This window comes from Pedococcus sp. P2_A3, assembly GCF_056405035.1.
On sequence record NZ_JBFUCW010000001.1, the window covers coordinates 20,121 to 45,362 of the forward strand.

At 71.2% G+C, this 25,242-nt stretch carries 27 protein-coding genes and 3 tRNA genes; 27 read left to right on the plus strand and 3 right to left on the minus strand.

Going from position 1 to position 25,242, the window contains the following annotated elements:
- Nucleotides 1-15 precede the first annotated feature (15 nt).
- The 16 genes from AC1DX8_RS00085 (at nt 16) to AC1DX8_RS00160 (ending at nt 13,285) form a co-directional block, all read left to right on the plus strand.
- The gene (locus tag AC1DX8_RS00085) at nt 16-591 is read left to right on the plus strand and encodes a nucleotidyltransferase family protein (protein WP_477627880.1); all 576 of its coding nucleotides are present in this window, start codon (nt 16-18) and stop codon (nt 589-591) included.
- Between the two features lie 78 nt (nt 592-669).
- Complete coding sequence (locus tag AC1DX8_RS00090) at nt 670-1,560, plus strand: AAA family ATPase (RefSeq protein ID WP_477628217.1); 891 nt, start codon at nt 670-672, stop codon at nt 1,558-1,560.
- Nucleotides 1,557-2,669 (plus strand): vWA domain-containing protein, encoded by a 1,113-nt coding sequence (locus tag AC1DX8_RS00095; protein ID WP_477627881.1) that lies wholly within the window; start codon nt 1,557-1,559, stop codon nt 2,667-2,669. Before AC1DX8_RS00090 ends, AC1DX8_RS00095 begins: the two co-directional genes overlap by 4 nt.
- The gene (locus AC1DX8_RS00100) at nt 2,662-3,858 is read left to right on the plus strand and encodes an XdhC family protein (RefSeq protein WP_477627882.1); all 1,197 of its coding nucleotides are present in this window, start codon (nt 2,662-2,664) and stop codon (nt 3,856-3,858) included. The genes AC1DX8_RS00095 and AC1DX8_RS00100 overlap by 8 nt, the downstream gene beginning before the upstream one ends.
- A 110-nt stretch (nt 3,859-3,968) precedes the next feature.
- Nucleotides 3,969-4,490, plus strand: a complete 522-nt coding sequence (locus AC1DX8_RS00105) for a (2Fe-2S)-binding protein (protein WP_477627883.1) — start codon at nt 3,969-3,971, stop codon at nt 4,488-4,490.
- Nucleotides 4,487-6,973, plus strand: a complete 2,487-nt coding sequence (locus AC1DX8_RS00110; protein ID WP_477627884.1) for a xanthine dehydrogenase family protein molybdopterin-binding subunit — start codon at nt 4,487-4,489, stop codon at nt 6,971-6,973. Before AC1DX8_RS00105 ends, AC1DX8_RS00110 begins: the two co-directional genes overlap by 4 nt.
- Entirely contained in the window at nt 6,970-7,824 is an 855-nt protein-coding gene (locus AC1DX8_RS00115; RefSeq protein ID WP_477627885.1) for an FAD binding domain-containing protein, read from the plus strand. The genes AC1DX8_RS00110 and AC1DX8_RS00115 overlap by 4 nt, the downstream gene beginning before the upstream one ends.
- 4 nt (nt 7,825-7,828) lie before the next feature.
- The gene (locus tag AC1DX8_RS00120; protein WP_477627886.1) at nt 7,829-8,653 is read left to right on the plus strand and encodes an SRPBCC family protein; all 825 of its coding nucleotides are present in this window, start codon (nt 7,829-7,831) and stop codon (nt 8,651-8,653) included.
- Between the two features lie 256 nt (nt 8,654-8,909).
- Nucleotides 8,910-9,359, plus strand: a complete 450-nt coding sequence (gene aroQ, locus AC1DX8_RS00125; RefSeq protein ID WP_477627887.1) for a type II 3-dehydroquinate dehydratase — start codon at nt 8,910-8,912, stop codon at nt 9,357-9,359.
- Nucleotides 9,360-9,396: 37 nt separating this feature from the next.
- Nucleotides 9,397-10,587, plus strand: a complete 1,191-nt coding sequence (locus tag AC1DX8_RS00130; RefSeq protein WP_477627888.1) for an acyl-CoA dehydrogenase family protein — start codon at nt 9,397-9,399, stop codon at nt 10,585-10,587.
- Nucleotides 10,588-10,737: 150 nt separating this feature from the next.
- Nucleotides 10,738-10,810, plus strand: a tRNA-Thr gene (locus tag AC1DX8_RS00135).
- 32 nt (nt 10,811-10,842) lie between these two features.
- A tRNA-Met gene (locus AC1DX8_RS00140) sits at nt 10,843-10,916 on the plus strand.
- A 129-nt stretch (nt 10,917-11,045) separates the two neighbouring features.
- Nucleotides 11,046-11,216, plus strand: a complete 171-nt coding sequence (gene rpmG / locus AC1DX8_RS00145) for a 50S ribosomal protein L33 (RefSeq protein ID WP_056882210.1) — start codon at nt 11,046-11,048, stop codon at nt 11,214-11,216.
- A 115-nt stretch (nt 11,217-11,331) separates the two neighbouring features.
- Nucleotides 11,332-11,778, plus strand: a complete 447-nt coding sequence (locus AC1DX8_RS00150) for an FAS1-like dehydratase domain-containing protein (protein ID WP_477627889.1) — start codon at nt 11,332-11,334, stop codon at nt 11,776-11,778.
- A complete protein-coding gene (locus AC1DX8_RS00155; RefSeq protein WP_477627890.1) occupies nt 11,775-12,203 on the plus strand; it encodes a MaoC family dehydratase in 429 nt (142 codons plus the stop codon). Before AC1DX8_RS00150 ends, AC1DX8_RS00155 begins: the two co-directional genes overlap by 4 nt.
- Before the next feature lie 5 nt (nt 12,204-12,208).
- Nucleotides 12,209-13,285 (plus strand): UDP-N-acetylmuramate dehydrogenase, encoded by a 1,077-nt coding sequence (locus AC1DX8_RS00160; protein WP_477627891.1) that lies wholly within the window; start codon nt 12,209-12,211, stop codon nt 13,283-13,285.
- A 106-nt stretch (nt 13,286-13,391) separates the two neighbouring features.
- Here AC1DX8_RS00160 and AC1DX8_RS00165 read toward each other — a convergent pair whose 3' ends face one another.
- The 3 genes from AC1DX8_RS00165 to AC1DX8_RS00175 all read right to left on the minus strand — a co-directional run bounded on the left by AC1DX8_RS00165 (nt 13,392) and on the right by AC1DX8_RS00175 (nt 16,346).
- Nucleotides 13,392-14,423: an adenosine deaminase gene (locus AC1DX8_RS00165; RefSeq protein ID WP_477627892.1), complete on the minus strand. Its 1,032-nt coding sequence runs from the start codon at nt 14,421-14,423 to the stop codon at nt 13,392-13,394.
- Between the two features lie 107 nt (nt 14,424-14,530).
- A complete protein-coding gene (locus AC1DX8_RS00170; RefSeq protein ID WP_477627893.1) occupies nt 14,531-14,962 on the minus strand; it encodes an adenosine deaminase in 432 nt (143 codons plus the stop codon).
- 79 nt (nt 14,963-15,041) lie between these two features.
- Complete coding sequence (locus tag AC1DX8_RS00175) at nt 15,042-16,346, minus strand: aspartate aminotransferase type Ic (RefSeq protein ID WP_477627894.1); 1,305 nt, start codon at nt 16,344-16,346, stop codon at nt 15,042-15,044.
- A gap of 187 nt (nt 16,347-16,533) precedes the next feature.
- Between AC1DX8_RS00175 and AC1DX8_RS00180 the strand changes: the two genes are divergently transcribed.
- The 11 genes from AC1DX8_RS00180 (at nt 16,534) to rplL (ending at nt 25,177) form a co-directional block, all read left to right on the plus strand.
- Nucleotides 16,534-16,839, plus strand: a complete 306-nt coding sequence (locus tag AC1DX8_RS00180) for a DUF4242 domain-containing protein (RefSeq protein ID WP_477627895.1) — start codon at nt 16,534-16,536, stop codon at nt 16,837-16,839.
- Nucleotides 16,836-16,976 (plus strand): hypothetical protein, encoded by a 141-nt coding sequence (locus AC1DX8_RS00185; RefSeq protein WP_477627896.1) that lies wholly within the window; start codon nt 16,836-16,838, stop codon nt 16,974-16,976. The genes AC1DX8_RS00180 and AC1DX8_RS00185 overlap by 4 nt, the downstream gene beginning before the upstream one ends.
- Nucleotides 16,973-19,735, plus strand: coding sequence for an ATP-binding protein (locus tag AC1DX8_RS00190; RefSeq protein ID WP_477627897.1), 2,763 nt, complete (start codon nt 16,973-16,975; stop codon nt 19,733-19,735). Before AC1DX8_RS00185 ends, AC1DX8_RS00190 begins: the two co-directional genes overlap by 4 nt.
- A 73-nt stretch (nt 19,736-19,808) precedes the next feature.
- Nucleotides 19,809-19,881 (plus strand) — tRNA-Trp (locus AC1DX8_RS00195).
- A 61-nt stretch (nt 19,882-19,942) separates the two neighbouring features.
- A complete protein-coding gene (secE, locus tag AC1DX8_RS00200; protein ID WP_477627898.1) occupies nt 19,943-20,212 on the plus strand; it encodes a preprotein translocase subunit SecE in 270 nt (89 codons plus the stop codon).
- Between the two features lie 65 nt (nt 20,213-20,277).
- A complete protein-coding gene (nusG, locus tag AC1DX8_RS00205; protein ID WP_477627899.1) occupies nt 20,278-21,306 on the plus strand; it encodes a transcription termination/antitermination protein NusG in 1,029 nt (342 codons plus the stop codon).
- 92 nt (nt 21,307-21,398) lie between these two features.
- Nucleotides 21,399-21,833: a 50S ribosomal protein L11 gene (gene rplK / locus AC1DX8_RS00210; RefSeq protein WP_477627900.1), complete on the plus strand. Its 435-nt coding sequence runs from the start codon at nt 21,399-21,401 to the stop codon at nt 21,831-21,833.
- Between the two features lie 283 nt (nt 21,834-22,116).
- A complete protein-coding gene (rplA, locus tag AC1DX8_RS00215; protein ID WP_477627901.1) occupies nt 22,117-22,836 on the plus strand; it encodes a 50S ribosomal protein L1 in 720 nt (239 codons plus the stop codon).
- Nucleotides 22,837-22,978: 142 nt separating this feature from the next.
- Nucleotides 22,979-23,737 carry a hypothetical protein gene (locus tag AC1DX8_RS00220; RefSeq protein WP_477627902.1) on the plus strand — a complete coding sequence of 253 codons (759 nt, stop codon included), beginning with the start codon at nt 22,979-22,981 and terminating at the stop codon, nt 23,735-23,737.
- A gap of 280 nt (nt 23,738-24,017) precedes the next feature.
- Complete coding sequence (gene rplJ, locus AC1DX8_RS00225) at nt 24,018-24,692, plus strand: 50S ribosomal protein L10 (RefSeq protein WP_477627903.1); 675 nt, start codon at nt 24,018-24,020, stop codon at nt 24,690-24,692.
- 98 nt (nt 24,693-24,790) lie between these two features.
- The gene (gene rplL, locus AC1DX8_RS00230) at nt 24,791-25,177 is read left to right on the plus strand and encodes a 50S ribosomal protein L7/L12 (RefSeq protein WP_477627904.1); all 387 of its coding nucleotides are present in this window, start codon (nt 24,791-24,793) and stop codon (nt 25,175-25,177) included.
- Nucleotides 25,178-25,242: the final 65 nt, after the last annotated feature.

Consider the following 25,242-nt stretch of genomic DNA (forward strand, 5'->3'; position numbering starts at 1 on the left):
TGGCAGGCTGGCCCGATGAACCCGGCCGGACTGCTGCTCGCCGCGGGTGGCGGGACCCGGATGGGTACCCCTAAGGCCTTGGTCGTCGACCCCGCGGGCGGCACGTTCGTGGAGCGTGGCGTGCGCGTCCTCCGCGCCGGTGGGTGCTCACCGGTCGTGGTCGTGGTCGGTGCCGAGGCGGAGCGCGTGTCGGCCCTGGCGACCGCCGCCGGTGCGGACGTCGTGGTCGAGGCCCCCGACTGGGCGCAGGGGCAGAGCGCCTCGCTGCGGGCCGGCCTCGCGGCGCTCCAGGCGACCACCGCCGACGCGGGCTGCATCCTCCTCGTCGACCTGCCGGACGTCGGCGCCCCGGTCGTGGAGCGGGTCGTGGCCGAGGCGGTCGGCGAGGGGCGGGCCGCACTGGCCCGCGCGGCATACCAAGGGGTGCCGGGGCACCCCGTCGTCGTGGGGCGCGACCACTGGCAGGGACTCCTCGACGCCGCCACCGGCGACACCGGCGCCCGGGACTACCTGACGGCCCACGAGCACCTGCTCGTGGAGTGCGGCGACCTCGCGACGGGCCGCGATGTCGACACCCCGGACGACCTCTGACCGCACCCGGCGACCGTTCACCTCCAGAGTGAAATCTTGCCCCTTCAATTACTCGCCCTGATGAGTGATGCTGTGGACATGGAGCCACGCGAGGCGTTCTCGTCCGCGGGGGCACTGACGCAGGGCCTTGCCGACACGGGATACCTGGCCGACGACGCCCTCGCCACGGTTGCCTGGCTCGCGCTCCGGCTGGAGCGGCCCCTGCTCCTCGAGGGAGAGCCCGGCACGGGCAAGACGGCGCTCGCGGAGGCCATCGCGACGGCGCTGGACCTGCCGCTGATCCGGCTGCAGTGCTACGAGGGCATCGACGCGACGCAGGCGTTGTACGACTGGGACTTCCCACGCCAGATCCTCCACCTGCGGGCGGTGGAGGCCGTCGCCGCCGACGGCCAGGACCTCGCCGCCGTGGAGGACCAGTTGTTCGACCAGCGGTTCCTGCTCGCCCGGCCGGTGCTCCGTGCCCTGCGCGAGTCGCCCGTCGTCCTGCTCGTCGACGAGATCGACCGGGCCGATGACGAGTTCGAAGCCTTCCTCCTCGAGGTGCTCTCGACGTGGCAGGTGACCATCCCCGAGCTGGGCACCGTCACGGCGGCGACCCCGCCGATCGTGGTGCTGACGTCCAACCGCACCCGTGAGCTGCACGACGCGCTGAAGCGCCGATGTCTCTACCACTGGATCGACCACCCCAGCCTCGAGCGCGAGCTCCAGATCGTCCGTTCCCGTGCCCCGCAGATTTCGGAATCCCTTGCGGCACAAGTCGTCCGCACGGTGCAGCGCCTCCGCACCGACCACGACCTGATCAAGCCGCCCGGCGTCGCGGAGACCCTTGACTGGGCGCGCGCCCTCGACGAGCTCGGCGCCTCGGACCTCGACCTCGACACCGCCGCCGCCAGCCTGGGTGTCGCGGTGAAGTACCGCGAGGACGCCGAACGCGTGCGCGCCGCCCTCGACCGGATCCTGGCCCGATGACCACCACGCCGACGCATGCCGCGGACGAGATCCTCCTGGGTTTCGCGCGTGCCCTGCGGTCGGCGGGCGTCAACGTCACCRCGGACCGCGAGCGCACGTATCTCGAGGCGGTCGAGGCGGTGGGCCTGGAGGACGAGCCGGGGTCCTACTGGGCCGGGAGGGCGACGATGTGCGCCTCGCCTGCCGACCTCGAGCGCTACGACCAGGTGTATGCCGCGTGGTTCGGTCTCGAGCGGGCCGGCACCCGACCGCGCCAGGACTCCGCCCACACCGTCGCCCAGGCCTCGCTCGACCTGCAGCCGGGGTCGACCGACGGCAAGGACGCGCCCGAGGAGGACGTCCGCGCCGAGGCGAGCGCGGTCGAGGTGCTCCGGCACAGGGACGTCGCCACGCTCAGCAGCGCGGAGCGGGCGAGGCTGGCGGCCATGTTCGCGGCCCTGCGCCCGCGCGCCCCCCGCAGGCCCGCCCACCGCCAGACGTCCGCCCGCCGCGGCGCCGTGGACGCCCGGAAGACCCTGCGGGAACAGCTGCGGAGGATGGGCGAACCGGGCCCGATCGCGTGGCGCCACAGGGGAACCCGCGCGCGGAGGGTGGTCTTCCTGGTCGACGTGTCGGGGTCGATGAGCGGGTACGCCGACGCGCTGCTCCGGCTGGCGCACACCTACGCGTCCACGGACCTCCCCGTCGAGGTGTTCACCCTCGGCACCCGCTTGACGCACGTCACCCGGCCACTGCGACAGCGCGACCCCGAGCGCGCCCTGGTCGCCTGCGGTGCGTGCGTGCCCGACTGGTCGGGCGGGACCCGCCTGGCCGAGGGGGTGCGGGTGTTCCTCGAGAGGTGGGGTCGTCGTGGGATGGCGCGGGGTGCCGTGGTCGTGGTCTTCAGCGACGGGTGGGAGCGTGACGAGCCGCAGGCGCTGGGCGAGCAGATGCGTCGGCTGAAGGCGCTCGCGCACCGGGTCGTGTGGGTCAACCCGCACCGCGGCAAGCCGGGCTACCTGCCCGTGCAGCAGGGGATCGTGGCGGCGCTGCCGCACGTTGACGACTTCGTGGCGGGTCACTCGATGGCCGCCTTCGAGGAGCTCGTGGAGGTGGTCGGCCGTGCGTGAGGTGCTCCCCGAGCTGCTGCGCTGGTGGCGGGCCGGCGCCACCGTCGGCGTGGGCACCGTGGTGGGCACGTGGCGCTCGGCGCCGAGGCCGGCCGGTGCCGCGATGCTCGTCGGCCCCGGAGGTGAGGCGGTCGGTTCGGTCAGCGGCGGCTGTGTCGAGGGAGCTGTCTACGAGCTCGCGCAGTCGGTGGTGGCCGACGGGGTGCCGGTCCTGCAGCGCTACGGCGTGAGTGACGACGACGCGTATGCCGTGGGGTTGACCTGCGGAGGCATCCTCGACGTCTTCGTCGAGCAGGTGAGCCGCGAGACCTTCCCCGAGCTGGACGAGGTGGCGCAGGACATCGAGGCCGGGCGACCCGTCGCCGTGGCGACCGTCATCGAGCACCCCGACCCTGCCTGGCTGGGGCGTCGGCTGGTCGTGCGCCCCGAGCAGGACAGCAGCGCGGGTGGGTCGACCGGCTCGCTGGGCTCGACCCGGGCTGACGACGCCGTCACCGACGACGCACGCGGCATGCTGGCCTCGGGTCGCACCGAGACCCTGACCTACGGCCCCGACGGCGAGCGCCGCGGCGAGGGGATGCGGGTCTTCGTCTCGTCGTTCGCCCCCAAGCCACGCATGCTGGTCTTCGGGGCCATCGACTTCGCCGCGGCGGTGGCGCACCAGGGGCACTTCCTCGGCTTCCACGTGACGGTCTGCGATGCGCGGCCGGTCTTCGCCACCACCTCGCGGTTCCCCTCGGCCGACGAGGTCGTGGTGACCTGGCCGCACCGCTACCTCGAGGCCGAGCGCGACGCCGGCCGGATCGACTCGCGCACCGTCATCTGCGTGCTGACCCACGACCCGAAGTTCGACGTGCCGGTCCTCGAGGTGGCGCTGCGGCTGCCCGAGGTGGCCTACGTCGGCGCGATGGGCTCGCGCCGCACCCACGACGACCGGATGGCGCGGCTGCGCGAGGCCGGCCTCACCGAGGCCGAGCTGTCACGGCTGTCGAGCCCGGTCGGGCTGGACCTGGGCGCCCGCACCCCGGAGGAGACCGCCGTGAGCATCGCGGCGGAGATCATCGCCCTGCAGTGGGGCGGCCGCGGCGAACGCCTGGGCCATCGCGACGGCCCCATCCACCACCACGCGCCCGCGCTCGTGGCCGCCACGTCGGCACCCGAGGAGGCCACCGGAAACCACCCGGATTGACCGTTGTCCCGCCCCTGAGGACGGAGAAGTATCCGAAGGAGCCCCGGCAGCTCAGCCCGTCCAGCCAGTCCTGTAGTCCAGCAAGCTTCGTGTCACAGAGAGGTGATCGAATGACCCGCATCAGCGTCACGGTCGACGGCGTCGACTACACCGACGAGGTGGAGCCGCGAATGCTCCTCGTCCACTACCTGAGGGAGCAGCTGGGCAAGACAGGCACCGTCGTCGGGTGCGACACGAGCAACTGTGGCGCGTGCACGGTGCACCTCGACGGTCGCAGCGTGAAGTCCTGCAACGTCCTGGCGGTCCAGGCCGACGGGCACGACGTGACCACGATCGAAGGCATCTCCCAGGGCGGCGAGCTGCACCCGATGCAGCAGGCCTTCCACGACTGCCACGCCCTCCAGTGCGGCTACTGCACGCCGGGGATGATCATGCAGGCCATCGACGTCCTCAACGACACGCCCGACCCGTCCGAGGAGCAGATCCGGGTCGGGCTGGAGGGCAACCTCTGTCGCTGCACCGGCTACCACAACATCGTCAAGGCAGTGCAGCAGGCGGCCGGAGCCGGGGCGACCACGGGCGCGTCGACTGGCACGACCAGCGGCTCGACCCTGGGTGGTGAGCCGGTATGACCGCCGTCGAGGACCGCCCGAAGACCGAGGTCGGCGCGGCACGCAAGCGCAAGGAGGACCAGCGCCTCATCACCGGCCGCACCAAGTGGACCGACAACCTGCAGCTCACGGGGATGCAGCACCTGGCCATGGTCCGCAGTCCGTTCGCGCACGCCCGGATCACGGGCATCGACACCGCCGCGGCGAAGCAGGCGCCCGGGGTGGTGGCCGTCCTGACCGGTGCCGACATCAAGGACACCCAGGGGGCAGTCGCCAACGCCTGGCCGATCACCACGGACCAGAAGGCACCCGCCCACCTGCCCGTTGCGGTCGACCACGTCGCCTGCGCCGGGGAGATCGTCGCCCTGGTGGTGGCTCGCACGGCTGCGCAGGCGCGGGACGCCGCCGAGCTCGTGGAGGTCGACTACGACGAGCTGCCTGCGGTGCTCGACGCCAAGGAGGCGGTCGAGGACGCCGTCCTCGCCCACCCCGACCTGGGCACCAACAAGTCGGCCCTGTGGCGGCTCGACTCCGGGGAGCAGGGCAGTGGTGGTGATGTCGACGAGGAGATCGCCAAGGCCCGTGCCGACGGCATCGTCATCGAGCGCGAGTACCGCCAGCAACGCCTCATCCCGGCGTTCATGGAGCCGCGCTCGACCGTCGTGGACCCCACGGGCGAGCAGATCACGGTGTGGACGTCCACGCAGGTCCCCCACATCCTGCGGTTCCTCATCGCCGCCACGACCGGCCTGCCCGAGTCGAAGGTCAGGGTCATCGCCCCCGACGTGGGGGGTGGCTTCGGCGGCAAGCTGCAGACCACCGCCGAGGAGTTCGCGACCTTGGCCGCCGCTCGTCACATCGGCAAGCCGGTGAAGTACACCGAGACGCGCTCGGAGTCGCTCGTCTCCGGGCACCACGGCCGGGACCAGTACCAGACGCTGACCCTGGCCGCGACCAAGGACGGCACCGTCACTGCCCTCAAGGTCGACCTCATCGCGAACCTCGGCGCCTACGTGGGCCTGGTCGGCGGAGGCGTGCCCGTCCTCGGGGCATGGATGTTCAACGCCATCTACAAGTTCCGCGCGTACCGGTTCACCGTCCAGACGGTCCTGACGAACACCACCTGGGTGGACGCCTACCGTGGCGCCGGCCGGCCCGAGGCGACGTACGCCATCGAGCGGCTGATGGACGAGCTCGCCGTCGAGGTCGGGGTCGACCCCCTGGAGATCCGCGAGAAGAACTGGATCAAGCACGAGGAGTTCCCGTTCGCCTCGGTCGCGGGGATGACGTACGACTCGGGCAACTACGAGGCCGCCACCGCGCGCGCCAGGGAGCTGTTCGACTACGACGGGCTGCGCCGGGAGCAGCAGGAGCGCCGCGCCAGCAAGGACCCGGTCCAGCTGGGGATCGGGGTCTCCACGTTCACCGAGATGTGCGGCCTGGCGCCGTCGCGCGTCCTGGGCAGCCTCAACTACGGCGCCGGCGGGTGGGAGCACGCCTCGATCCGCATGCTGCCCACCGGCAAGGTCGAGGTGATCACGGGCACCTCACCCCACGGACAAGGGCACGAGACGGCCTGGAGCCAGATCGCCGCCGACCGCCTGGGGGTCCCGTTCGAGGACATCGAGGTGCTCCACGGCGACACGCAGATCTCGCCGCGCGGCCTCGACACCTACGGCTCCCGCTCACTGGTCGTGGGTGGGGAGGCCGTGGTGCGAGCCGCCGACAAGGTGGTCGAGAAGGCCAAGGTCGTCGCTGCGCACCTGCTCGAGGCCAGCATCGACGACGTGGAGTTCTCGCAGGGCCGGTTCACCGTGCGGGGCACCGACAACGGGATCGGCATCACCGAGATCGCCACGGCGCAGTTCACCTCGCACAACCTGCCGGAGGGCTTCGAGCCAGGCATCGACGCCGACGCGACCTTCGACCCGGACAACTTCTCCTTCCCCCACGGCACGCACCTGTGTGCCATGGAGGTGGACACCGAGACCGGCCAGGTGACGATGCGCAAGTACGTGTGCGTGGACGACGTGGGCCAGATCATCAACCCGCTCATCGTCGAGGGACAGGTGCACGGAGGCGTCGTCCAGGGCATCGCGCAGGCCCTGTGGGAGGAGGCGGTCTTCGACGACCAAGGCACCCTGGTGTCCGGCTCGTTCGTCGACTACACGCTGCCCACCGCGGCCGACACGATCAGCCTCGTCACCGAGAACACCACCTCCCTGTCGACGAGCAACACCTTGGGGACCAAGGGGGTCGGCGAGGCCGGCGCGATCGCCTCCACGCCGGCGGTCGTCAACGCGGTCGTGGATGCCCTGCGACCGCTGGGGATCAACGACATCCAGATGCCGTGCACCCCCGAGCGGGTGTGGAAGGCCATCCAGTCCGCCGGCTCGAACCAGTCCGACGCCACGACCGGTGACGCCCAGCCGCACTTCGACGCCGGCGCCCCCAACCAGGACGCCCCCGATACCGGCGCCTCGACGAACGGAGCAGGCCAGTGATCCCCGCATCGTTCGACTACGTCGCCCCCACCTCGGTCGCCGACGCCCTCGCGGCGCTGGCCGAGGCCGGAGACGATGCCAAGGTGCTGGCCGGCGGCCAGAGCCTGCTGCCCATCCTCCGGATGCGGCTCAACGCCCCCGAGGTGGTCATCGACCTCGGCCGGATCGAGGAGCTCAAGGGCGTGTCCGAGGACGGCGACCACGTCGTCATCGGCGCGATGACCACGTATGCCGATGTGCTGGCGAGCGACCTCGTGCGCCAGCACGCGGGGCTGCTCACCGATGCGATCGCCGAGGTGGCCGACCCGCAGATCAGGCACCGCGGGACCGTCGGCGGCGCGCTCGTGCACGCCGATCCCGCCGGCGACGTGGGTGCTCCGGCGCTCGCGCTCGACACCGAGTTCGTCATCAGCGGGAGCGGCGGGGAACGCACGGTCGCGGCCGCCGACTTCTTCCTGGACCTGTTCGAGACGGCCGTGGGGGAGGGCGAGCTGCTCACCGCCATCCGCGTCCCGAAGCACACCGGCTGGGGCCACCGCTACGAGAAGTTCGTGCGGGTCTCCCACCAGTGGTCGATCGTCGCGGTCGCGGCGACCGTCCGGGTGGACGGGGGCAGCATCGCCGAGGCCAAGGTGGGGCTGACCAACATGGGTTCGACGCCGCTGCGGGCCAGCGCCGTGGAGCAGGCTCTGGTCGGCAAGGCGGCCACGGACGAGGCGGTGCGTGCAGCGTGCGCTGCTGCGGCGGACGGCACCAACCCGCCGTCCGACCTCAACGGTGACAGCGACTACCGCAGGCACCTCGCCACGGTCCTGGCCCGGCGCGCCGTGCTGGCCGCCGCAGGAGCGTGAGCCCGTGGAGCTGAGCCACACCTTCACCGTGCCCGCCACGGTCGACCAGGCCTGGGCGACCTTCATGGACCTGCCCCTGGTCGGTGCCTGCTTTCCCGGGGCCACCGTCACCGAGGTGACCGACGAGGGGTTCGCGGGCACGGTGAAGGTCAAGCTCGGCCCCATCGCGCTGGTCTACGCCGGCACGGGTGCCTTCCTCGAGCGCGACGACGGCACCCACCGGGCCGTGATCGAGGCCAAGGGCAAGGACAAGCGGGGCAACGGCACCGCCGGTGCCACGGTCACGATCCAGCTCACCGATGCGGGCAGCGGCTCCACGCGGGCCGACGTGCAGACCGACCTGGCCGTGACGGGCAAGCCCGCGCAGTTCGGGCGCGGGGTGATGCAGGACGTCTCCGACAAGCTGCTCGGCCAGTTCATCGCCTGCATCGAGGGCAAGATCGGCGAGGCCAACCCCGTGGGTGCCGCTGCGGACGCCCCCGTGAGCGGCGGGGACGTGCCCGCGTCAGTCGCGACCCCAGCCGCCGAGGCCCCAGCCCCGGCGCCTGAGGTCCCGACCGCGGCGGCCGAGGTCCCGACCGCGGCGGCCGAGGTCCCGACCGCGGCGGCCGAGGTCCCGGCCCCGGCGGCCGACGAGGTGCGCGACCCGGTGACGCTGGTTCCGGTGGCCCCGCGGCCGCAGTCGCCCCCGCCGAAGGACCGGGACGACGCACTCGACCTCGGTTCCACGGTGCTGCCGATCCTCCTGCGGTCGTACGGCAAGCAGATCGCCGTGGGGGTCGTGGTCGTCGTCGCGGTGATCGTCATCTGGCGGGCGATGAGCGGGTAGCACGCACCCGGCATACGCCGCTCGCTGCCCGCGCCGCCCCTCGGACGGTGCGGGCAGCGGCGCGCCAGCACGCTCCGCACCCCCGTCCACCCCACGGCGAATGGGCGCTGACCTGCCCAAACGGATGAGATCGAGGTCATCCGGTCATGTTGACCTGCGGTGACCTACCCTGAAAGTGGTCGGTTGCGTGGAAGGGTGACCGCACCGCCCAGCGCCGCGCCAGCGCGGCTCCCCGCCAGCACAGGAGCACGCCACGATGAGCCCGCAGACCGTCGTCGTCCTCAACGGACCGAACCTCAACCTGCTCGGCGAGCGCGAGCCGGAGGTGTACGGGTCCGACACCCTCGCCGAGATCGAGGCCCTGTGCCGCAAGGCGGCCGGTCTGGCCGGGCTGGAGATCGACTTCCGCCAGAGCAACCACGAGGGCGCCCTCATCGACGCCATCCACGAGGTGCGCAAGACCGCCGTCGGGATCGTCATCAACGCCGGCGCCTACACGCACACCTCCATCGCGCTGCGCGACGCGCTCGCTGCGGTGAGCATCCCCGTCTTCGAGGTGCACCTCAGCAACGTGCACCAGCGCGAGGAGTTCCGGCACCACTCCTACCTGTCGGCCGTGTCCGACGGCGTGATCCTCGGCTGCGGCCCCAGCGGCTACGCCTACGCGATCGCCCGCATCTCCGAGCTGATCGACGACCGCCACTGAGGCGCGTCGCCCCGAGGTCGCCTGCAAGACTGCGGGCATGACACCGTCGTCGCCGCTCGACCCGATGGACCTCGCAGGCATTGACGACCTGCTCTCCGACGAGGAGAAGGCGATCCGTGGCACCGTCCGTGCCTTCCTGGACAAGCGGGTGGAGCCGTTCGTCGCCGACTGGTTCGAGCGCGGCGAGATCGACGACGTCCGTGGCCTGACCCGGGAGCTCGGCGCCCTCGGCCTGCTCGGGATGCACCTGGAGGGCTACGGCTGTGCCGGGATGAGTGCCGTCGACTACGGGCTGGCGTGCCTCGAGCTCGAGGCCACCGACTCGGGCATCCGGAGCCTCGTGTCGGTGCAGGGGTCCCTGGCGATGTTCGCGATCCACCATTGGGGCACCCCCGAGCAGAAGGAGCGCTGGCTCCCCGCCATGGCGACCGGCGAGGCGATCGGCTGTTTCGGCCTCACCGAGCCCGACCACGGGTCCGATCCGGCGTCGATGCGCACCCGGGCGCGGCGGCACGGCGACGACTGGGTGCTCGACGGCTCGAAGATGTGGATCACCAACGGCTCGATCGCCGACGTCGCGGTGGTCTGGGCCAACGCGGGGGAGGAGCACGGGGGGATCCGCGGCTTCGTGGTGCCCACCGACAGCCCGGGCTTCTCGGCCCCGGAGATCAAGCACAAGCTGTCGCTGCGGGCCTCGGTGACCAGCGAGCTCGTGCTCGACGGTGTGCGGCTCCCGGGCGACGCGGTGTTCCCCGAGGTCCGCGGTCTCAAGGGGCCCCTGTCGTGCCTCTCGGAGGCCCGCTACGGCATCGTCTGGGGCTCGCTGGGGGCGGCCCGGTCCAGCCTCGACACCGCCCGCCGCTACTCCATCGAGCGCGAGCAGTTCGGGCGTCCCCTCGCGGGGTTCCAGCTGACTCAGCAGAAGCTCGCCGACATGGCGCTGGAGCTGGTCAAGGGCCAGCTCCTGGCGCTGCACCTCGGCCGCCGCAAGGACGCCGGCACGCTGCGGCCGGAGCAGGTGAGCCTCGGCAAGCTCAACAACATCCGCGAGGCGATCGACATCTGTCGCACGTCACGAACCATCTTGGGCGCCAACGGAATCAGCCTCGAGTACCCGATCATCCGGCACATGAACAACCTCGAGTCGGTGCTCACCTACGAGGGCACCGTCGAGATGCACACCCTCGTCATCGGGCAGGCGATGACCGGTCAACAGGCCTTCCGCTAGGAGCTCGCGGTGGGGCGTCCCGAGGGTGGCCCGGAAAGCCGTCGCGCGGACCCAGCCGTGCGGCATACCCTCGATTTTCGGTGGAGGCATCCGACCGTGTAGTCTCACCGTCGCACTTCCGCGCGGGTCCGGCCCGCGAGGTTCGTGCCCGCCCCCTTAGCTCAGTCGGCAGAGCGTTTCCATGGTAAGGAAAAGGTCGTCGGTTCGATTCCGACAGGGGGCTCTGGGAAGGGCGTCGCAAGGCGCACACCCCATGGCGGGGTAGCTCAGCTGGTTAGAGCGCACGACTCATAATCGTGAGGTCGCGGGATCGAGCCCCGCTCCCGCTACAGCCGCGATTTCAGGATTCACCCTGAACTCGCGTATTCTGATGCGTCGTTGCCCGTCCCGCGCGGGCAGCCCACCAGTGTCGAAGCACCACATCAGACCACCAGTCAGTTCCGAGAGCAGGTTGCCCCGTGGCTAGCAAGAGCGCAGACGTCCGCCCCAAGATCACCTTGGCGTGCGTGGATTGCAAGGAGCGCAACTACATCACCAAGAAGAACCGTCGGAACAACCCCGACCGCCTGGAGATGAAGAAGTTCTGCCCCCGCGACGGCAAGCACACGGTCCACCGCGAGACCCGCTGACCTGACGCGTTCCGACAGCCGCCCCGGACCTCGGTCCAGGGCGGCTTTGTCATGCCGCGGCTCCGTCACCCAGCGCTGTGTCCTGCCCGGACCCGTGCCCCATAGGGTGGTCCCCATGGCCGTCAACGCAGACTTCGCAGGGCGCAGCTACCCGCCCAGTGGCCCGTATGCCGTCGACGCGGCGATGCTCGCGGCGTTCGCCTCGGCGGTGGGTTCGCAGGATCCCGTGCACACCTCGAGCGAGGCCGCGCAGGCGGCCGGCTACCGCGACGTGATCGCGCCGCCGACGTTCGCGGTGACGATCGCCCAGCAGTGCGACGCCGTGTTCGTCCAGGACCCCGAGGCCGGCATCGACTACAGCCGCGTCGTCCACGGCGAGCAGCGGTTCGTCCACCACCGCCCGATCACGGCGGGCGACTCGGTGCTGGGCACCCTCACGGTCGACACCGTGCGGGAGGCGGGCGGGCACGCGATGGTCACCACCCGCACCGAGCTCACCACCGAGGACGGCGAGGCGCTGTGCACGTCCACCTCGACCATCGTCATCCGAGGAGGGGAGTGACCGTGGCCGCACGCACCCTGGCCGAGACCACCGCAGGCGACACCATCGGACCGGTCACGCTCGCCGTGACCCGCCAGACCCTGGTGGCCTACGCGAACGCCTCCGGCGACCAGAACCCGATCCACCAGGACGAGGACTTCGCGACGTCGGTGGGCCTGCCCGACGTCATCGCCCACGGCATGTGGACGATGGGCGCCGCGGGCTCCGTCGTCGAGGAGTGGGCCGGTGACGGCGGCCGCGTGGTCGAGTTCGGCACCCGCTTCACCAAGCCCGTCGTGGTGCCGCAGGGAGGTGGCGAGGTCGAGGTCACCGGTGTGGTCAAGGCCGTCGACGAGGACACCCGCCGGGCCACGGTCGAGCTGACCGCCACGAGCGAGGGTGCCAAGGTGCTCGGGCGCTGCATCGCCGTCGTGCAGCTCGACTGACCGGGATGCACGACGAGCACGACGTCCCCCTGGCGTCGCTGACGACCATGCGCGTCGGCGGGCCGGCCGCCCGGCTGGTCACCGCCGAGACCATCGACGACGTCGTCGATGCCGTGCGCGAGGTCGATGACGCCGACGAGCCGCTCCTCGTCGTCGGGGGCGGCTCCAACCTCGTCATCGCGGATGCGGGGTTCCCCGGCAGCGTGGTGCGGATGGCCACCGATGGGGTCACGGTCGAGTCGGCCGACCTGTGCGGCGGCGTGATGGTCCGCGTGGCCGCAGGGGTCGTGTGGGACGAGCTGGTGGCCAGGGCCGTGGCGGAGGGCTGGTCCGGGGTAGAGGCGCTGTCCGGCATACCGGGCTCGACCGGCGCGACCCCGGTGCAGAACGTCGGCGCCTACGGCCAGGAGGTGGCCCAGACCATCGCGTCGGTCCGCGTCTGGGACCGCGCCCAGCAGCAGGTGCGCACCATCAGCTCGCTCGACTGCGCCTTCACGTACCGGCACTCGGTCTTCAAGGCGTCCTCGCGCCACGTGGTGCTCGACGTGCTCTTCCAGCTCATCCCCAGCGAGCTCAGCCAGCCCATCGGCTACGCCGACCTCGCCCGCCAGCTCGGGGTCGAGGTGGGTCAGCGGGTGCCGTTGGCCGACGCCCGCGAGGCGGTGCTGCAGCAGCGACGCAACCGCGGCATGGTGCTCGACGAGGCCGACCACGACACCTGGTCGTGCGGGTCGTTCTTCACCAACCCGATCCTGTCGGCGCACCGGTTCGCGGCCCTGGAGGCTCGCGCGGCCGCCCGGTTCGGCCCCGACGGACCCACCCCGCCCCGCTTCTCCGATCCCGACGGCAACGTGAAGACGAGTGCGGCCTGGCTGATCGACAAGGCCGGGTTCGCGAAGGGTTTCGCGCTCCCGGGCAGCGGCGCGGCCCTCTCGACCAAGCACACCCTGGCGATCACCAACCGCGGTGGTGCCACGGCGGCCCAGGTCGCCGAGCTGGCCCGTCACCTGCAGGCAGGGGTCCACGACGCGTTCGGCGTCACCCTGGTCAACGAACCGGTGTTCGTGGGACACCAGCTCTGAAGCTCGGGGTGCGGCCCGAGCTCCAGCGGCCCCTGGTCCTCCAGCGGCCCCGAGTCTTTGAGGGATCCGACGGACCAGGACCCGTCGGATCGCTCAAAGACTCGCGTCAGAGGGGTGAGGTCGCCAGCCAGCCGTCGATGTCGGCCAGGGCCGCCTTCTGCAGCTCGATCGGCGCCCGGGACGCCCGGACCGAACCGCGGGCGAGGATGGCCAGCTCCTCGTCGGTGAACCCGAGCGCGTCGCGGGCCAGGTCGTACTGGTCGGCCAGCCGCGACCCGAACAGCAGCGGGTCGTCAGCGCCCAACGCCACGGGTATGCCGTGCTCGACGATCGTGCGCAGCGGCACCTCCGCGTTGTTGCCGTAGACCCCGAGCGCGACGTTGCTCCGCGGGCACACCTCGAGCGCGACTCCCGACTCGGCCACGAGGTCGAGCACCCGCGGGTCCTCGACGCTGCGCACCCCGTGACCGATGCGGTCGGGACGGATCGCCTCCAGGGTCGACTCCACCGCCGTCGGGCCGAGCAGCTCCCCGGCGTGCGGCACCAGCGCCAGGCCGGCGCGCCTCGCGATCGCGAAGGCCGGGGCGAAGTCGGCCGTCTGGCCGCGTCGTTCGTCGTTGCTGAGACCGAAGCCCACGACCGTCCCCGCGCCCTCGCCGGCGTGCTGGGCGGCCAGCCGAGCCAGGGTGCGGGCATCGAGCGGGTGGCGGATGCGGCTCGCAGCCACGACCACCGCGACCTGCGTCGACCCCTCTCGGGACGCCGCGGCAGCCTCGTCCAGCACGATCTCGAGCGCAGGCGTGATGCCCCCGACGAAGGGCGCGTACGAGGTCGGGTCGACCTGGATCTCGAGCCACCGAGAACCCTCGCTCGCGTCGTCGAGGGCTGCTTCACGGACGATGCGCCGCAGGTCCGCCTCGTCGCGGACGCAGGCTCGCGCCGCGTCATACAAGCGCTGGAACCGGAACCACCCGCGCTCGTCGCGCGCACTGAGCTGTGGTGGGTACCCGGTCGTCAGGGCATCGGGGAGGTGGAGGTGGTGCTTGTCCGCGAGCTCCCGCACGGTCTCGACCCGCATGGATCCGGTGAAGTGCAGGTGCAGGTGCGCCTTGGGCAGGTCGGTCACCGGGCGCGGCATGCGAGGCAGTCTTGCACCCGATCCGTGCCGCACCGTCCCGGGCCCGCCGGTCAGCGGATGCCCGCCGTAGACCGCGCCGTCGGATCCGTGCCCCCTGTCCTTTGTCGTCAGTCCTCGACGACGTGCATCGCCGCCGACTCCGGTCCGCCCGCACCGGCCTGGCCGCCACCGACCTCCCCGTCGTCGAGGAACTCGGTGGAGGGGTCGGGGCCGTCGTCGTCGGAGCGGGCACCCACGGGATCGGCGTCGACGTCCCCGGAGTCCAGCCCGCCCTCGTCGTCAGGCGCCCCGTAGGCGGAGTCGGGGTCGGGCACCTCCTGCCGGATGCGCTGCTCGATCGTCTCCTCCTGGCTCTGCTCCCAGGCGGTGGTGCCCCACTCGGTGTTGCGCGGCTGGCTGTCCGGTGGCGACCAGGGCTCGTTGTCGCCCTCGCTCGCGTCGAGCAGCTCGTCCTGCCCGTTTCCCGAGTCGGTCGCGTCGTCGATGCTGATGCTGCCGAGGTCGTCCTCGAAGCTCTCCGTGCCGGGTTGGTCGCTCATGGCTCCACCCTGCGGGACCGGGGGTGCCACCGCAAGGGCGCCACGCGCCATACCTGGCGAGCCGGGCCGGCAGGAAGGGTCAGCGGGCCCGCAGCTTCTCGGCCGCTGCGAGCAGGACGCACGTCGCCACGGCCTCCATCGCCGCGCTGACCTGGTCGAGCGGCGGGAAGGTGGGGGCGAGCCGGATGTTGCGGTCGCGCGGGTCGTCGCCGTACGGGAAGGAGGCGCCCGCGGGCGTGAGGGCGATGCCGGCCTCCTTGGCCAGCTGGACCACGCGCGACGCGGTGCCGTCGAGGACGTCGAGGCTGACGAAGTAGCCACCCGTCGGCTTGGTCCAGGTGGCGACCCCGAGCCCGCCGAGCCGCTCGCTGAGCACCCGCTCGACCTCGGCGAACTTGGGGGCGATGATCTCGCGGTGCTTGACCATGTGGTCGCGCACGCCCTGCGGGGAGCCGAAGAACTGGGCGTGCCGGAGCTGGTTGACCTTGTCGGGACCGATGGAGYCCTTGCCGAGGTGGGTGGTGTACCACTTCACCGTCTCCACCGACCCGGCGAGGAACGCGACCCCGGCGCCGGCGAGGGTGATCTTCGAGGTCGACGCGAACATGATCGGTCGGTGCGGGTGGCCGGAGGCCGCGGCCAGGGTGAGGATGTCGGCGCTCTTGACCTCGTCCTCGGTGAGGTGGTGCAAGGCGTAGGCGTTGTCCCAGAAGATCTTGAAGTCGGGGGCAGCCGTCGGCATCGAGGCCAGCCGGGCGGCGACCTCCTGCGTCACGACCGAACCGGTGGGGTTGGCGTAGGTCGGCACGAGCCACATGCCCTTGATGCTCGGGTCGCTCGCGGCCAGCCGCTCGACCTCGTCCATGTCGGGGCCGTCCTCGTGCATCGGCACGGTCACCATGTCGATGCCGAACCACTCGAGCAGGGTGAAGTGCCGGTCGTACCCGGGCACCGGGCAGATGAAGGTGACCTTCTCCTCCTGGCCCCACGGGCGCTCGCTGTCGACCCCGCCGTGCAGCCAGAGGTCGACGAGGACCTCGCGCATCATCACGAGGCTGGAGTTGCCACCGGCCACCACCTGCTCGGGCTCGACCCACAGCAGCTCGGCGAACATCTCGCGCAGCTCCTTGATGCCCTCGAGCCCCCCGTAGTTGCGGGTGTCGACGCCCGAAGCGTCCGTGGCGCCCTGGGGCAGGGACAGCAGGGCGTCGGCCAGGTCGAGCTGCGCGGAAGCCGGCTTGCCCCGCGTGAGGTCGAGGGACAGGCCGCGCGCCTTCAGCGCGGCATACGCCTCGTGCTGCTCCTGCGCGAACGCGTCGAGCTCCTGGGCGGAGCGCTCGGCGAGGGGGGTGGTGGTGGCGGTCTGCTCGGTCACGGGCTCCATGCTCCCAGAGCCTCGGTATGCCGCGAAGCCCCGTCCGCAGCCCGGTCACGTGGGCAGGTGAATGGGCAGGTGGGTCGCGGACAGATGGGCAGTGGGTACCGATGCCCGGGACCCCCGCTCGACCGGACTCTTGGAGGGCGACGGCACGCGGTCGGCGCACATCATCACGAGAAGGAGGATCAATCCAATGAAGCGTTTTCTCATCGAGCGGGAGATCAAGGGAGCCAGCGAGCTCACGAGTGAGCAACTCGCCGAGATCTCCCGGACGTCCAACGCGGCGGTCGACTCGCTGGGGGTGCCCTACACCTGGGTGACCAGCTACGTCGCGGGCGACAAGATCTACTGCCTCCACGAGGCCGCCGACGCCGAGACCATCCGCGAGCACGCCCGGCGTGGTGGGTTTCCGTGCGAGGTCGTGGCCGAGGTCGTGGCCGAGTTCGGACCGCACACCGCGGCCGAGTTCGAACGCCAGCGAGCGGAGGCGACGGCATGATCGACTCCCAGATGCACGTCTTCCTCAACGAGACGGTCGCCGGCGGCCGCCGGGGAGCAGTCCGACCGGTGGGTCCCCGCAGTGCCCGCCGGATCGTCCTCGACGTGCGTCGCCGGCGCAGGGCCGAGCCCCGGTGACCTTCGCAGCCGCCGACCGCGTGACCTTCCCGGACGCGGTCGGCGGCTCGTACCCTGTGCGGGTGGAGCTCGTGGAGCGGGAGCCGCAGCTGGAGCAACTCCGCACGGCCCTGGCGCGCAGCCGCACCCAGGGGTGCGTCGTCGCCGTGGCCGGGGAGGCCGGCGCCGGCAAGTCCGCCCTCGTCAGGGTGGCCACCACGGGGCAGCAGTGGACCCGGGTCGCCCGCGGTCTGTGCGACCCGCTGGAGACCCCGCGACCACTCGGACCGGTCCGCGACGTGCTCGCCGACCTCGGGGTGACGCTGGGTCCCGACCCCGGATCGCCGGTGCCGCTGGCCGAACGGCTGCTCGACGCCGTCGGAACCGAGCCGACCACCGTGGTCATCGAGGACGCCCAGTGGGTCGACGAGGCGTCGGTGGAGGTCCTGCGCTTCATCGCGCGGCGCATCGAGGCCCTGCCGCTCGTCGTCCTCCTCACCTACCGCGACGGCGAGGTCGGTCCCGACCACGCGCTCCGCCCGCTGCTCGGAGACCTCGCCCGGCTCGACGCCGGCAGCACCATGGCGTTGCAGGGCCTGTCCATCGGCGCGATCCGGGCGCTCCTCGACGGCACGGGGATCGACCCGCCGTCGGTGCTCGCGCTGACCGGCGGGAACCCCTTCTTCGTCACGGAGATCGCCCGACACCCGTCGGAGGAGCTGCCCGCCTCGGTGCGAGATGCCGTGCTGGCCAGCACGAGTGCCGTCGCGTCCGCCGACCTCGAGGTGCTCCAGCTGATCGCCACGGCGCCCGACTCCCTCGACGACCGGCTGCTGCCGGCGCTGGCCATCGACATCCCCCAGCTCCGCAGGCTCGAGGCCACCGGTCTCCTGACCCGCACGCGTCGCGGGGTCGGCTACCGCCACGAGCTGGCCCGCAGGGCGGTCGAGGACTCCATCCCGCCGGGGGTGGCCCCGCGCCTGCACGCCAGGGTGCTCGAGGCCCTCGAGCGCATCGGTGCCGAGCCCGCGGTGCTGGCCCACCACGCACACGCCGCAGGGGACGACGAGCTGACCCGCGCCCATGCCGACCGGGCGGCGGCCGACGCCGCCCAGGCCGGCTCGCACCGCGAGGCCGTGTCGTTCCTGGAGCTCGCGCTCGCGCACCCAGGGGGCGATGCCGTCCACCGCGCCACCCTGCTCGAGCGGCTCAGCTTCCAGCAGTACATGGTGAGCCGGCTCCCCGAGGCGGTGGAGTCGATCTCCGAGGCCACCCGCCTGTGGGCCGAGGCCCGCGACGACCACGGCCTCGCGGCAGCGCACAGCAGGCGGGCGCTCATCGAGTACTACGCGGCCCGCAGGGCGACCGCCGAGCGACACATCGAGCTCGCCCTGGGGCACCGGGACGCCCCGGCCTACGGCGCGGCCCGGTCCCTGGAGATGCTGCTGGCCTTCCGTCGCAACGACGCCGAGGCCACCGAGCGGGGGCGCGCGATGACCCGGTCGCTGGCGCAGGAGCGGGCCGACGACGAGCTCCTCGTGCGTTCGGAGATCCTCGGCACCGCGGGCGACGTGCTGATGGGCGACGACCTCGCCGCGCGCGACCGGCTCCTGGCCCTGGTCGACGACGCGGCGGCCAGGCTGTTCGACGAGACCGCGTCGACCGGGTGGTCGCAGCTGGCCGCCATCGACGTGGAACAGCGACGGTTCCGCGACGCCGAGAGCCTGCTCGAGCAGTCGCTGCCGTTCACCGTCGACCGCGACATCCCGATCTGCGAGCAGTGGCAGACGGGGGTGCGCTCGAGGCTGCAGTTCGAGCGCGGCCGGTGGGAGGCAGGGCTCGAGGACGCCCGGACCGTCCTCGACGGCGGGGCGCCCATCGCGAGCCTCTGGCCGCACCTGGTCAGCGGTCTGGTGGCCCTGCGTCGGGGGGAACCGGCGGGGGAGGGCGAGGACGACCACCTCGAGCACGCCTGGCGGCTCGCGCAGCAGATGGGGGAGCCCCTGGCCCACCTGGCCGTCATGGGCGCCTTCGCCGAGCGGTCCTGGTTGCTCGACCTCCCCGAACCCCGGCTGGCCGGCGCCCGCGACCTGCTGCGCGACGTGGGTGGGTTGCCCGGGGTGCAGTGGTCCACCGGACGCCTGGCCGTCTGGCTGCACCGGCTCGTGAACGCGGGCGACGCGGTGGGCGAGGCGGTGGGCGACGCGGTGGGCGACGCGGTGGGCGACGCGGCGGCGACCACGGTCGCGGAGCCCAGCGCGCTGGAGCTCGAGGGTCGGCACGCCGAGGCGTCGCAGCAGTGGCGTGCCCTCGGCGCGCCCTACGAGGCAGCCCTCGCAGGTATCGGGTCGACCGACGAGCAGGTGGCGTTCGGGGCCCTGGCCGACCTCGAGACGATGGGCGCCTGGGCGGCCGCCGACCGGGCTCGCGGGGTGCTGCGCGGGCGCGGGCTGTCCCGGGTGCCTGCGCGGCGGCGCGCGACCACGGTCGCGAACCCGTCGGGCCTGACGTCGCGCCAGCTCGACGTGGCCCGGCTGGTGGCGCTCGGGCTGACCAACGCCGAGCTCGCCCAGAAGCTCTACATCTCCCCCCCGCACCGCCGACCACCACGTGTCCGCCGTGCTCACCAAGCTGGGCCTCGGGACCCGGCGCGAGGTGGTGCGCCGGGCGTCGGAACTGGGGCTCGTCTAGCTCGGCCACGTCACGGTCGTCGAGCACGTCGGCCGCGAGTTCGCGTTCGGCCGGTCGCCTCACGTATGCTTCTTCCTCGGTTGACTTGACCATGCTTTCGGCATGCCCGCGTGCTGGTCTGGTCGGCCTCCCGGAACCCTCCGCCCCCGCGGGGAGTTCCGTAGGGCAGTGGCTCAATTGGTAGAGCTCCGGTCTCCAAAACCGGCGGTTGGGGGTTCGAGTCCCTCCTGCCCTGCGTAGCGCAGGACCTGTGACCGGACCCGGTCGCGGCACAGATGAGTGAAAGCAGAGGCATCGTGACGGACGTGAGCGCGGACACCCGCGGCTCTGGTCGCACCGGCCGCAAGAGTGACAAGGGCGGCAACCCGATCTCGCGGTTCTTCCGCTCGATGTCCCTCTTCGTCAGCCAGATCCTCGACGAGCTGCGCAAGGTCGTGCGGCCGACGCGGTCCGAGCTGGTCAACTACACGATCGTCGTGATCGTGTTCGTGACCTTCGTGATGGCGCTCGTCTCGACCGTGGACTTCGGCTTCACCAAGCTCGTCCTGTGGGTCTTCGGCGGCTGACCGCCGCCCTGCCGCAGTCATCCCGGGGTCACCCGGCGAATACCAGAAGGAAGTAGGTCATCAGCGTGTCCGACCAGAGGACCACCGACAACGCCGAGCCCGGGACCGAAGAGGTCACGGTCGACGGTGCTGCCGCCGAGCTCGAGACCAGCGACACCCACGACGTCAGCACCGACGACGTCAGCACCGACGACGTCACCGCCGAGGACGTCACGGCTGACACCACCGACGACACCGACACCGACACCGACACCGACGCCGACGACACCGACGCCGACGTCGCCGAGACCACGGACGAGGTCGAGACCCAGGACGACTCCGATGTCGACTCCGAGGACGAGGACGAGGTCGAGCGCGACGACAGCGTCGACGAGGACGAGGAGCAGGTCCACCAGCCCCAGGTGTCGACCCTCACCTTCTCCGACGACGAGACGGCCGTGGTCGACTCCGACGACGACGAGGCCAGCGACGTGGACGCCCCTCCCGGCGACCCCGTGCAGGAGTTCAAGGACGCGCTGGCCGCCAAGTACGGCGACTGGTACGTCGTGCACTCCTACGCCGGCTACGAGAACCGCGTGAAGGCGAACCTCGAGAACCGCACGACCTCGCTCAACATGGAGGACTTCATCTTCGAGGCCGAGGTGCCCATGGAAGAGGTCACCGAGATCAAGAACGGCCAGAAGAAGCTCGTCCGCCGCGTCCGGATGCCCGGATACGTGCTGGTCCGCATGGACCTCACCGACGAGTCGTGGGGCGCCGTGCGCCACACGCCGGGAGTCACCGGCTTCGTCGGCAACGCCCACCAGCCGGTGCCGCTGAGCCTCGACGAGGTCTTCACGATGCTGGCCCCCGCCGACCTCGAGAGCCCGGCCACGGCCGGCGCCGCGGGCGGCAGCTCGGGCAAGCCCAAGGAGGTCGCCGTCGTCGACTTCGAGGTGGGCGAGTCCGTCACCGTCATGGAGGGGCCCTTCGAGACCCTTCCCGCGACCATCTCCGAGATCAACCCCGACACCCAGAAGCTCAAGGTGCTCGTCTCCATCTTCGGCCGGGAGACCCCGGTCGAGCTGTCGTTCAACCAGGTCGCCAAGATCTGAGCGCACGGCAGCACCTGTTCCCGGCACCCCGGGAGCATGCAACCGGGTCATCGCCCACGGCGTAGGCCCACCACAACAGAAGGAACCCAGCAATGCCTCCCAAGAGCAAGAAGATCTCCGGCTTCATCAAGCTGCAGATCCAGGCCGGTGCGGCCACGCCCGCCCCGCCCGTGGGCCCCGCCCTCGGTCAGCACGGCGTCAACATCATGGAGTTCGTCAAGGCGTACAACGCTGCGACGGAGTCCCAGCGCGGCAACGTCATCCCCGTGGAGATCACGGTCTACGAAGACCGGTCCTTCACCTTCATCACCAAGACGCCGCCGGCCGCCGAGCTGATCAAGAAGGCCGCCGGGGTGCCCAAGGGCTCCGGCGAGCCGCACAAGACCAAGGTCGCCAAGCTGTCGGCCGACCAGGTCCGCTCCATCGCCGAGCAGAAGATGGAAGACCTGAACGCCAACGACATCGACCAGGCGATGAAGATCATCGCCGGCACCGCCCGCTCGATGGGCATCGACACGTCGCTGTGACGACAGGGCAAGGACCCGACCGAGCGCCAGCGAGGGAGGCCCGCAGCCCCGAGGAACAGCGACCATTGAGCACCACCCGCTGACCCCTCGACCAACCTTTGCTAGCAAGGGTTAGTCGAAGGTGGACAGGTTGCAACCTGTCCACCAACCAGCAACCTTTGCTAGCAAAGGTTGCGGGGACCCACTCGGTATGCCGCCCACGCGGCATACCGGGGCACGTGGCAGGACCGCGCTGGTCCGTACCGACCACAACTCCACCGAAACACCAAGCACAGGAGCAGAAATGAAGCGCAGCAAGGCTTACCGCGAGGCCGCGGAGAAGATCGACCCCACCAAGAGCTACGCCCCCCTCGAGGCGGTCCGCCTCGCCAAGTCGTCGGCCAAGGCCAAGTACGACGAGACCGTCGAGGTCGCCATGCGTCTCGGCGTGGACCCCCGCAAGGCCGACCAGATGGTCCGTGGCACCGTCAACCTGCCCCACGGCACCGGCAAGACCGCCCGCGTCCTGGTGTTCGCCAACGGCGACAAGGCCGAGGCCGCCCGTGAGGCCGGCGCAGACTTCGTCGGCTCCGACGACCTGCTCGAGAAGGTGGCCGGTGGCTGGCTCGACTTCGACTCGGTCGTCGCGACGCCGGACATGATGGGCAAGGTCGGTCGTCTCGGCAAGGTGCTCGGCCCCCGTGGCCTCATGCCCAACCCGAAGACCGGCACCGTCACCATGGACACCGCCAAGGCCGTGACCGACATCAAGGGCGGCAAGATCGAGTTCCGCGTGGACAAGCACGCGAACCTCCACTTCATCATCGGCAAGTCCTCCTTCGACGAGAAGTCGCTCGTGGAGAACTACGCCGCCGCGCTCGACGAGGTCCTGCGCCTCAAGCCGTCCTCCTCGAAGGGCCGCTACATCGAGAAGGCGACCATGTCGACGACGATGGGCCCCGGCATCCCGCTGGACCACACCCGCACCCGCAACCTGCTGGTCGAGGACGAGGCCACCGCCTGAGTCCCGCACCACGGGTACGTACCCGCGCAGAGCCCGTCACCCCCTCGGGGTGGCGGGCTCTCGCCGTCTTCCCACCGGGCGGCGGTTACCCTCGAGGGGTGACAGCAGGTCCTGGCTGCACCCAACCGACTGGGGAGATCTCGTGAAGAAGACCACGTCGTTCGCCGCGCTGGCGCTGACCGCCGCGCTCGGACTCAGCGCGTGCGGCAGTGCCGGCGACGACGCTGCCGCCACGAAGTCCTCCAGCAGCCCGGGCGCGTCCGCCTCGGGCCTGCAGGCGGGGGCCACCGTCGACGGCGGCGAGCTCGCGACGAAGATGACCGACGCGATGGTCAAGGCGGGCTCCGGCACCCTCTCGATGGACCTCGGCACGGAGGGGAAGGCCACCGGCTCCTTCTCGATGAAGGGCGGGGTCATGGAGCAGCAGATGACCATGCCGATCGAGGGGCAGCCGATGGAGATCGTCTCGGCCGGCGGCATCATCTACATGAAGGGGCTGCCGGGGTCGAAGAAGCCCTGGGTGAAGATCGACCCCAAGGCGGACGACGCGGTGAGCCAGATGTTCGCCGGTCTGGCCGGCGACATGGGTGACCCGCGCCAGCTCGCCAAGGCGCTCGAGGGCACCAAGGCGACCGTGGTCAGCAGCTCCGCCGCGTCCAGCACCTACGACGTGACCATCGACCCCACGAAGCTCCTGGGGGGAGCGGCGGGCGGCGTGGCACCGTCCACGCAGCCGGTCAAGGCGCGCTACACCCTCGACGCCGAGAACCGCCCCACCCTCATGGTGGTCGACGTCCAGGGACAGAGCCTGAAGATCGCGTTCGGCGGTTGGGGCACCCCGGTCACCATCAAGGCGCCCCCGGCAGACCAGGTCGGCACCTTCGAGCTGCCCACCTCCTGAGCGGTGGCCCCGCGGTCCGCGGCCCTCGACCGATTTGGTGGGGAGGCCGCGGACCCGTACGCTGGGCCCTGACCAAAGACCGCTCGGTTGTCACGCGCCACCGCAATAGGCAGCACGTGACCGAAGGTTCCACTGTGGTGGACGTCCAGCGCAGGCCACGATTCACCCGCAGTAGGGCTCCCAGAGCCTGTCCGCGTGCGAGCCCCGTGCCCTGTGCACGGGGCTTCTTCCATGTGGGGCCCTCAGCTCCGGCCGGTCGACCACACGGAAGGGAGGCCCCATGGCCAAGGCTGACAAGGCTGCCGCCATCGCCGAGCTGTCGGACAAGTTCCGCACCTCCGGCGCGGCCGTGCTGACCGAGTACCGCGGGCTTTCGGTGAAGCAGATCACCGCTCTCCGCAACTCGCTGCGCGGAAACGCCACCTTCGCCGTCGTGAAGAACACGCTCACCGAGCTTGCTGCCAAGGACGCCGGAGTCACGGCGTTCGACGGCCAGCTCGTCGGACCGTCCGCCATCGCTTTCGTCGATGGTGACCCGGTCGAGGCCGCCAAGGGCCTGCGTGACTTCGCCAAGGCGAACCCCCTCCTCGTGATCAAGGGCGGCGTCCTCGACGGCAAGGCCCTGACTCCCGCGGAGATCACGAAGCTCGCGGACCTCGAGTCCCGCGAGGTTCTCCTGGCCAAGCTGGCCGGTGCCCTTCAGGCGTCGCTCAGCCAGGCTGTCTACCTCTTCGCCGCACCGCTGTCGCAGACCGCTCGGGTCGTCGACGCGCTGCGCGCCAAGGTCGAGGCTGAGGGCCCGGTGGCTGCCGCCGCCGCTCCCGCTGCCGAGGCCGAGGGTGCTGACGACAACACCGCGGAGGCTGCGGCAGTTGACGTTACCGAGGAGACCCCCGCCGAGGCCCCCGCGGCCGAGGCAACCGCAGACGTCGCCGAGGGTGGCGACAAGAGCTGACCCCGCTGGCGGTCGCCGCACGGTGACTGCACGCAGGGCCCGGCTCACACACCCAACCGCCACTCACGGCATACGAAGAAATAGAAAGGACGCCCATCATGGCGAAGCTCTCCACCGACGAGCTCCTTGAGGCTTTCAAGGAAATGACCCTCATCGAGCTCTCTGAGTTCGTGAAGCAGTTCGAGGACACCTTCAACGTCACCGCTGCTGCCCCCGTGGCCGTTGCCGCGGCCGGCGCCCCGGCTGGCGGCGCCGCCGCCGAGGTCGAGGAGCAGGACGAGTTCGACGTCGTCCTCGAGTCCGCTGGTGACAAGAAGATCCAGGTCATCAAGGAGGTCCGCGCGCTGACCTCCCTCGGCCTCAAGGAGGCCAAGGACCTCGTCGACGGCGCCCCCAAGCCCGTCCTCGAGAAGGTTGACAAGGCTGCGGCCGACAAGGCCAAGGAGGCCCTCGAGGGCGCCGGGGCCACCGTCACCCTCAAGTGATCTGAGCTCCCTGCGGGGAGCACCAGCACTGCTGCGAAGCGGGTCCGACCACACGGTCGGGCCCG